This window comes from Helicobacter didelphidarum (genome assembly GCF_003364195.1).
GTDB classification, from domain to species: Bacteria; Campylobacterota; Campylobacteria; order Campylobacterales; family Helicobacteraceae; genus Helicobacter_A; species Helicobacter_A didelphidarum.
Genome location: NZ_NXLQ01000073.1, coordinates 1 through 3,227 on the forward strand (window position 1 = coordinate 1; position 3,227 = coordinate 3,227).

Annotated in this window: 1 protein-coding gene and 1 pseudogene; both read right to left on the reverse strand. The window is 30.7% G+C overall.

Features of this window, described 5'->3' with window-relative positions:
- Nucleotides 1–1,137: pseudogene (locus tag CQA53_RS10555) on the reverse strand (DUF6402 family protein); the annotation flags it as partial.
- Nucleotides 1,130–3,227, reverse strand: a 2,098-nt coding sequence (locus tag CQA53_RS13155; protein ID WP_245945895.1) for a bacteriophage T4 gp5 trimerisation domain-containing protein, incomplete at its 5' end; no start/stop codon positions are given. The pseudogene CQA53_RS10555 and the gene CQA53_RS13155, both read right to left, overlap by 8 nt.

The window sequence follows — 3,227 nt, forward strand, 5'->3', positions numbered from 1 at the left end:
ATCTTCGTCTATCATAAAAACTGCAGGAAAGATTTTTAAATATCTAGTCGCTGCTTGTTGCATTAAATCAAACTTTAAATAGAACTCTTCCCAGTCAAGTCCTACATAGAATTTACAAGGGTTAATTTCATTACCATAACAAGAATATATATCTATCGTTCCTTTTTGCTTTATAGTTAAAGGTTTTAGTTTGATAAATGAAGCGTATTTCCTAATTAAAGTTTTCATATCTTGTTCTTCTATACTATCTATTACATCATCAGCATCTTTATAGTGTAAATCACGAATTATCTTTGCATCTCGTGGATTGTCGTGCCATAATCTTTGAAGCACATAGCTTGTAGTCCAGCCAAGCCTTGAAACTTCATCTTTAGCATTTAAAGCTTCTTGCATAGAACAATCAATGGAAATTTGTAAAATATCATCTAAAATAATTTCTGTATAGACATTCATTATCGGTTCTTTAGTATAAGCAAAGATTATCATTTTAGCATTATAAATAAAATGATTAATAGAGTATTGAATTTTTGAGCCTTTATATTGTTTGCCATTTTTATCTCGAAGGATATAGTATCTATTATTGTCTTTATATTGTAATGGTTGTTTATGGGTTTTTAAATTGCTATCATCCCCTTGAGTAAGCTTACTGTATCTATTAACCCATTTATTTTTACTAATAAAAGTATAAGCCCATAACACTTCTTCTTTTGCTATAAAGTCAGGGTGATGGGCGATTAAGGTTACTTCACTACCTTTTTGAAAATAATATTTTCCATTTTGTGTATATTTATTTACTCTAAATATATCAGTATATTTTTCAAATCGTAATTCTTGTATTTCCTTTAAAGCTGTATAACTAACGATATTCCTTTGTTTGATAGGTAATTTTCTGTAGTTGTCTTGTTCTGCTAAAAGAATTAAATATAATTCATATTTGCTTTTATGTTCTTCATGCAATTTGAATTGAACTATTCCTTGTCTATCAGTCTGTCCCTTGAGTAGTTTATTTTTTCGCAAGCATCGTAATTGAACTTCTATATTAGCGATAGGTTTTTCTATTTTATAGTAAGCATTTTCTATAATCTTAAATGTAATTATCTCTTCTTGAGATAATATTATATTATTGCTCTCACTCACTCTTCACCTCTCCACCTTTGACTACAAGTCCTTTGCTATCTATCACTACTTCTACACCACCTGCTTTTATTATCACACTATCTCCTTTAGCTGTGATGGTTGTATCTCCTATTGTAAAAGATACTTGATTATTTGCTCGCATTTCTATATCTGTTTGAGCATTCATTGCAATATTATCCGCCATATTTATATGGTTTTTTTCAGTCTCAAAGGCACTTGATTTTGCACTAGATAACAAAATATTATCTTGAGAAATAATATTAATTTGAGATTCTGAAGCTAAATTATATTCTTTAATTGTCTGTAAGTCATAAGCACCTTCAATGGTTTCCTCTTTATTATTTCTAATATAAATATTTTTTATTCCACTTATTCTCTCCTCCACCTTTCCTCCCACTTCTACATTCTTATCCCCACCTACATACTCACTACTATTCTTTGCTACTCTTAGTTTATTATCTATCCCTATATTAAGAGTATGACTTCCTCCTACTATGGTATCCTTAGAGAGTGCTACATTGGTTAAGTATTCTGCTCCTACTCTTACATCTTTCATACCTAATATTTCTTGTTTATGATATTTGTTGATAGATTCTGTGTAGTTGCCTTTGACTTGAGAGTCTTTATTATGTTTAATCCTTTGAGTGAAGTTATGCTCTATTATCTCATCATAATCTCTTTGTGCATGAAGATAGATTTGTTCTTTATCTTTGATATTTGATAGAGTGAGTTCATTGATACCATTCTCATCTCTGCCTATAGTCTTAGATGAAAGTGAGGTTTGATTATCATTAAAGGGTAAATCATTGATACTAGGATTACTCACATTATACAAACTAGAACTAATATAGGGCTTATCTATATCATTTTCTAAATAACTTATAATCACTTCATCTCCTACTCTAGGGATAGCAAATAATCCACTATGATTACTTGCTATTGGAGAGGCTACTCGTAAGAATGGGGTATAGGAGATATGAGGGTGAGATGAAGAATAGGGAGATGATGGGTTTGTAGTATTATTGATTGAATCTGTATTCCCTCTTGATAAGGGAGAGGATGAAGTATGCAAAGATTCTTTAGAATCTCTATTACTAGAATCTGATAAATGAGAATCTCTTAAATAAGATGAATGATTTGAATCTTGATTGAAATGAGAATCTCTATCTAATATATTAGAATCCCTATTACTTGAATCTCTCCTCTCTCTATCATTTATATTATTACTCCCATCTACCTTATCACTTGCCTTACTACTCCTCTCTCTATCATCTGCATTGCTATCATTCTCTCCTAATATCTTTCTATCTATATATTCTTGAGAGACAAAGGCATTAACTCTTACTCTTACTCTTCCATAATCATCTGTATAGAGAGTATTACTTTCTTGAAGTATAGAATCTTGTGCTTCTTCTATACTCTTTGCCTTACTATATCCTTCTCCTATGACTATCCCTAAGGTATTATTTGGAGCTTTAGGCTTACATTTAGGACTTGGGATAAAGCTGATATGATGAGGGAGTAAAGTAAGGGTATTACTATAAGAGAAAGTAGGGTTTGTTGGTGTGGCATTATCATTGGAACTTAGAGTATGAGCTAACATTGTCTCATCAATAAAGACTTGAGTATTAGCAATGAGAATAAAGTTATGGGGTGTATTACTAGAATCTTTATTTGAATCTCCATGAGATTGTAGGCTTATAGCTCTATTACTAGAATCTCTATTTAAATTACTTGAAACTCCATTGATAGCCTTATTGCTTACATGATTATGAGCATTGTCTCTTAAATCTTCATAAGAACTTCTCATGTGAGAATCTTTGTGTATAGTATTCTTTATGGTTTCTCTTAGAATATTATTCCCATCATCTATCTCTATTCTCTCATGAATATTTAAAGAGATAATATTACTCTTAGCATAATAGAGATTCTCTGCAATAAGACTTCTTTGTTTAGATAAGAGCAGAGGAATATCTAATGAAATATCTTGTGTAAATGAATACGGAGATTCAAAGATATGTGAATGATAAGGAGAGGAGAGAGATTGATAAGATTGCAGAGAATCATTTGTATTGTTATCAGGATTGTTT